Genomic DNA, 5,414 nt, shown 5'->3' with positions numbered 1-5,414 from the left:
GTTCACGTTTGCGGGGGTGGGCGGGTACTCGGCGACCAAGTTCGCGCTTGAGGGGTTGTCGGAGGCGCTGGCGCTGGAGGTCGCGCCGTTCGGGATCAAGGTGCTGGTGGTCGAGCCCGGGGCGTTCCGGACGTCGTTCGGCGGGGCGCTCCAGATGTCGGCCGCGATGCCGGAGTACAAGGACGTCGTGGGGCCGGTGCGCGTGGGACTGCCGGGCTCCGACGGCAGGCAGCCCGGCGATCCGGCCAAGGCGGCCGCGGCGATCCTGGCCGCGCTCGACGCGGACGAGACGCCGCTGCGGCTGCCGCTGGGCACCGACGCGGCGGACGGCGTCGCCGCGAACCTTGCCCGCGCGCAGGAGGAGTTCGCGGCCTGGGAGCGGCTCTCCCGGAGCACTGATATTGAGGAATGACGGTTCGAATAAAGGAGTTGCCGGGAGGGGAACGGGTCCGGCAGAGTAAGCGTCGAAGAACGGGACTGGAAGGAGTGGAAGCGATGCGAATGCACGGCAGTTTCCGCACCGGTCTCGGGGGCCGCCGAGGAACGTGACCTGCACGTTCTGACGTCGACCGCCCCCGGATCGGGCGGTCTTTCGCTTTTCCCGGAGGGTTGGCCGAGTGGAAAGGCATCGGCTTGCTAAGCCGTGGTCAGGGGTAGCCCTGCGCGAGTTCGAATCTCGCACCCTCCGCGATGTAAAGCACGTCTCCGTGGCGCAGTGGAGAGCGCGCCGGGTCGCGGACCCGGAGGGCGCAGGTTCGAGTCCTGCCGGAGACACGGCGTCCGTGGTGTAGTGGTCTGCACGCCAGGTTGTGATCCTGGAGGTTTCGGTTCGATCCCGAGCGGTCGCCCTTTGTGTACTGGTTGGTACGGCGGTGACCGTCAGATATTGCGCAGTCGCTGGAGTCGGCTTACGTTGCGATGGACCAATGGTGGAAAGGCTTGGCGCATGACCTGCCTTCGTCACCGGTTCCTGGCCCTCGGCGTGCTGGGCGCGCTCGCGCTGACCACCGCGGGCGGGCCCGTCCCGGCGGCCGCGGGTTCCGTCCGCTACCTCGATCCCGCGCGTCCCGTCGGCGACCGGGTGGACGATCTGCTCGGCCGGATGAGCCTGGCCGACAAGCTCGGCCAGATGGTCCAGCCGGAGCGGAGGTTCATCGGGCCCGATGAGATCACGCGTTACCGGATCGGCTCGGTGCTGTCGAGCGGTGGGTCGGCGCCCCGTCCGAACACGCCCAGGAGCTGGGCGGACATGTACGACCGGTTCCAGAGGGCCGCGCTCGCCACGCGGCTGCGCGTCCCGATGATGTACGGGGTGGACGCGGTGCACGGGCACAACAACGTGGTCGGGGCGACGATCTTCCCGCACAACATCGGGCTCGGCGCGGCGCGCGATCCCGGGCTCGTCCGCCGGATCGGGACGGCGACCGCCGAGGAGATGACCGGGACGGGCGTGGACTGGGACTTCGCGCCCTGCCTGTGCGTCGCCCGCGACGACCGCTGGGGACGGACGTACGAGTCGTTCGGCGAGGTCCCGTCGCTGCCGTCGTCCATGGCGACGGTCATCGACGGGCTCCAGGGGCCCGGGTTGCGCGGGCCGGCGTCCGTCCTGGCCACGGCGAAGCACTTCGTGGGGGACGGCGGCACCGCGGGCGGCGACGACCAGGGCGACGCGCGGATGCCGGAGGCGGAGCTGCGCGCCGTCCATCTGCCGCCGTTCCGGGAGGCCGTGCGGCGCGGCGTCGGCTCGGTGATGGTGTCCTACAGCTCCTGGAACGGCGTGAAGATGCACCGGAACCGGCATCTGATCACGGACGTGCTCAAAGGGGAGATGCGCTTTCCCGGGTTCGTGGTGTCGGACTACAACGGGATCGACCAGATCGACGGCAGGCCGGGGTTCACCCGCGCCGAGGTCGTCGCGGCCGTCAACGCCGGGATCGACATGGTGATGGTGCCGGACAGGTGGCGCCGCTTCATCGAGCTGCTGCGGGACGCCGTCGAGGACGGCGATGTCCGGATGGCGCGCATCGACGACGCGAACCGGCGGATCCTGACCAAGAAGTTCGAGCTCGGCCTGTTCGAGCGCCCGCTGGCCGACCGGAGCTACCTGGGGACGGTGGGCAGCGCGGCGCATCGGGGCCTGGCCAGGCGCGCGGCCGCTAAGTCGCAGGTGGTGCTGCGGAACAATGACGAGGTGCTCCCGCTGGACGACGACGACAAGATCTTCGTGGCGGGCCGCGCCGCCGACGACATCGGGATGCAGTCCGGCGGCTGGACGGTCAGCTGGCAGGGCGCGCCGGGCGCGACGACGCCGGGGACGACGATCGTGCAGGGCATGCGGCGGGCGGCGAGCCGGCCGGCGAACGTGACCTACAGCAAGGACGGCTCCGGCGTCGACCGCTCCTATGACGTGGCCGTCGCGGTGGTGGGGGAGAAGCCGTACGCCGAGTACCACGGCGACCGGACCGATGACCTGAGGCTCGCGAAGGCCGACCTGAAGGCGATCTCCCGGCTGCGCGCTGCGAAGATCCCGGTGGTCGTGGTGCTGGTCTCGGGACGGCCGCTGAACGTCGCGTCCGAGATCGCGAAATGGGACGGACTGGTCGCGGCGTGGCTTCCCGGCAGCGAGGGGAGCGGCGTCGCCGACGTCCTGTTCGGCGACGCCGACCCGGTGGGCCGCCTCCCGGTGACCTGGCCCCGCGACGGCGGCCAGGAGCCGATCAACCGCGGCGACGGGAAGCGGCCCCTCTTCCCCCTCGACTTCGGCCTCACCTACGACGACTGAGCGCGGCGAAGACGCCGAGCGCGTCGTAGACGTGCCAGGAGCCGGTCTTCTTGTCGATGGTCACCGCGTTCTTGCCGGTCCTGAGCGCCGCGCGGGGCAGGACCAGCTCGACGTAGGACGGCTTGAGCGCCGTCCCGGGGACGGTCGCGTCGCCTTCGAGTGAACCGCGTGTCGCGCCGTTCTCCAGCTTGACCTCGGGGATCGCGGTGCCGTTGATCCCGATGAGGAGCGTGCCGGGGTTGGAGGCGTGCGTGTCGATCAGCCAGATGGCAAGCCATGTCTGCCCGGCGGGGACGGCGTCGAGGTTGAACCGGAACGTGGTGCGGCTCGCCTTGCCGCCCGCCCACGCGTCCGCCGGGCCCGGTTGGATGTAGGACCAGTCGACGTCCGGCTTGCCCTCGCCGTAGGTGTAGTCCACGCCGTTCGGGAACCGCGTCTTGTACTGGGCGTATCCGGCGGGTGCCAGCGCCAGCTCAAGGCTCTTGTGGTCGAACTTGCCGACTCTGGCCAGCGGCCTGCCGGACAGCGCGACCGACTCGGCGCTGTGGCCCGCCACCTCAGCGGACGGGTCGCTGCGGTTCCCGGCCGCGTCCACGACGACGATGCGGTAGTACCAGTTCTGGCGGCGCCCGCCCATCCGGTCGTGGAGGAACGAGGCGTACACCGTCTTGGTGAGCAGGGTGTCCGGGCCGATCGCGAAGCCCGGCTTCTGGGCCCCGTAGATGGCGTAGTGGTCGACGAACGGCTCGTACGCCTCGCCCTCCCAGGTCAGCCGGACGCGGCCCAGCTCGGCGGCCGTCTTGATCCGCTGGACGGGGCGGGGCGCACGGCGGGCGGCCGCGCTCGCGGGGGCCGCCGCGAGCACGGCGCCGCCGGCTGCGGCTGCGGGGACGGACGCGGCGGCGAGGCGGAGCGCGGTGCGGCGGGCGACGGGTTCCATGGTGTCAGACCTCCCGGTTCAGGCCGGGACGCCCGGCCTCGGTGACGAAGCGGGCCGCGGTCGCGATCGGGGCGCCGGGCTTGGTGACGTAGGGGACGGTCTTGAACTCCGACGTCAGCGCGGTCGGGGTCACCCGGCAGCTGAGGTAGCCGCGCCGCGCGTTGTAGAGCTTCACGTGCGGGTTGCCGAGCCAGACCTTGGCGGACGCGTCGGTCTCGCCGCCGTCGCCGTCCGACCCGGCCGAGGTGCACACGAGCTCCGTGCCGACGGTCGCGGACGCCGGGTTCGCCCAGTCCGCCTTCAGCTCGGCCGCGACGTGCCGGTGGATGTCGCCCGACAGCACGACCGGGTTGGCGATCCCGTGCCGCTTCCAGGCGGCGAACAGCCGGTCGCGGTTGGCGGGGAAGCCGTCCCACATGTCGTTGCTGTAGGTCTCACCGGCGCCGACCGTCCGGTCGATCTGCGCCATCACGACGCCGCTGGCGTGGAGGTTCCACGTGGCGGACGACTGGGCCAGCCCGTCGTACAGCCACTTCTCCTGCGGCTCCCCGAGGATCGAGCGGCGGGGGTCGCGCCGCTCGGGCGGGTCGCCGACGACCTGCCCGGCCGGGTACCGGTCGCGGTACTGGCGGTTGTCGAGGACGTCGATCTGCGCGAGCCGTCCCCAGTGGCGCCGCTGGTAGAGGCCGATGCGGGGGCCGTCGGGGAGGGACGCGGCGCGCAGCGGCAGGTTCTCGTAGAACGCGCGGTAGGCGACGGCGCGGCGGCGCAGGAAGTCCTCGGGGCGGACGCCGGTCTCCGACCAGTCGTCGGCGTAGTTGTTCTGCACCTCGTGGTCGTCGGTGGTGAACACCCAGGGGGCGGCGGCGTGCGCGGCCTGAAGGTCCGGGTCGGTCTTGAACAGCGAGTACCGGAGCCGGTGCTGCTCCAGGGTGTTGATCTCGACGGCATGCTCGGGGCCCGGCAGCGGCACGCCCTGCCGCAGCATGTTCCCGGTCGTGATGCCGTACTCGTAGATGTAGTCGCCGAGGAACAGGACGAGGTCCAGGTCCTCCTTGGCCATGTGCTCCAGCGCGGTGAAGTGCCCGTGGTACCAGGCGGTGCAGGCCGCGACGGCGAGGCGCAGTTCGGCGGGACGCGCGTCGGGGTCCGGCGCCGTGCGGGTCCGTCCGGCCGGGCTGATCTCCGTCCCGGCGCGGAAGCGGTAGTGGTATTCGCGGTCCGGGCGGAGGCCGTGGACCTCGGCGTGCACCGAGTGGGCCAGCTCGGGCGACGCCACGGCCTGGCCGCGCGCGGCGATCCGGGTGAAGGCGGCGTCCTCGGCGACCTCGTACTCGACGGTGAACGGGCCGCGGGGCATGCCGCCGTGGCCGTCGGCCTCCAGCGGCCGGGGCGCGAGCCGCGTCCACAGCACGAAGCCGTCCGGCAGCGGGTCGCCGGACGCGACGCCCAGCTGGAACGGGTCGGCGGGGACCCGGCCGCCGACCTTCTCCTCGGCGGCGGCGTGGCCGGTGCCGAGCGCGAACGCGGCGGCGCCCGCGCCGGTCGCGGTCAGCAGCGAGCCGGCGAGGAACGAGCGGCGCCCGCTCGCGGGCAGGGGGGATCTCATGCGCGTGCTCCAAGGGGACGGGGGCGCGCGGCGCCGGTCAGGCGGCGCGCGCCCGATCAAGATCAGACTGGAGGGGACGGGGC

4 protein-coding genes and 3 tRNA genes are annotated in these 5,414 nt (G+C 72.2%); 5 read left to right on the top strand and 2 right to left on the bottom strand.

Features of this window, described 5'->3' with window-relative positions; translation table 11 throughout:
- The 5 genes from E1298_RS43715 to E1298_RS43695 form a co-directional block, all read left to right on the top strand.
- Positions 1-412 (top strand): SDR family NAD(P)-dependent oxidoreductase (locus tag E1298_RS43715; protein ID WP_131903271.1); only part of this gene is annotated, 412 nt, incomplete at its 5' end.
- A 191-nt stretch (positions 413-603) separates the two neighbouring features.
- Positions 604-688 (top strand) — tRNA-Ser (locus E1298_RS43710).
- Between the two features lie 13 nt (positions 689-701).
- Positions 702-774: transfer RNA gene (locus E1298_RS43705), tRNA-Arg, on the top strand.
- Between the two features lies 1 nt (position 775).
- Positions 776-849 (top strand) — tRNA-His (locus E1298_RS43700).
- Positions 850-946: 97 nt separating this feature from the next.
- Positions 947-2,782 (top strand): glycoside hydrolase family 3 protein, encoded by a 1,836-nt coding sequence (locus E1298_RS43695; RefSeq protein ID WP_131903270.1) that lies wholly within the window; start codon positions 947-949, stop codon positions 2,780-2,782.
- On the opposite strand, the gene E1298_RS43690 is transcribed toward E1298_RS43695, so the two are convergent.
- Positions 2,766-3,722, bottom strand: coding sequence for a polysaccharide lyase family protein (locus E1298_RS43690; protein ID WP_207945207.1), 957 nt, complete (start codon positions 3,720-3,722; stop codon positions 2,766-2,768). The two genes, E1298_RS43695 and E1298_RS43690, sit on opposite strands and share 17 nt — an antisense overlap.
- A gap of 4 nt (positions 3,723-3,726) precedes the next feature.
- Complete coding sequence (locus E1298_RS43685) at positions 3,727-5,331, bottom strand: alkaline phosphatase D family protein (RefSeq protein ID WP_131903269.1); 1,605 nt, start codon at positions 5,329-5,331, stop codon at positions 3,727-3,729.
- Between the last annotated feature and the right edge of the window lie 83 nt (positions 5,332-5,414).

The organism is Actinomadura rubrisoli (assembly GCF_004349215.1).
Classification (GTDB): Bacteria; Actinomycetota; Actinomycetes; order Streptosporangiales; family Streptosporangiaceae; genus Spirillospora; species Spirillospora rubrisoli.
This window is presented reverse-complemented; position numbering and strand designations above follow the sequence as displayed.

Bases quoted from the DNA above. Each gene is read 5' to 3' on its own strand.
- E1298_RS43690 (WP_207945207.1), bottom strand. From the start codon at position 3,722: ATGGAACCCGTCGCCCGCCGCACCGCGCTCCGCCTCGCCGCCGCGTCC.
- E1298_RS43695 (WP_131903270.1), top strand. From the start codon at position 947: ATGACCTGCCTTCGTCACCGGTTCCTGGCCCTCGGCGTGCTGGGCGCG.
- E1298_RS43685 (WP_131903269.1), bottom strand. From the start codon at position 5,331: ATGAGATCCCCCCTGCCCGCGAGCGGGCGCCGCTCGTTCCTCGCCGGC.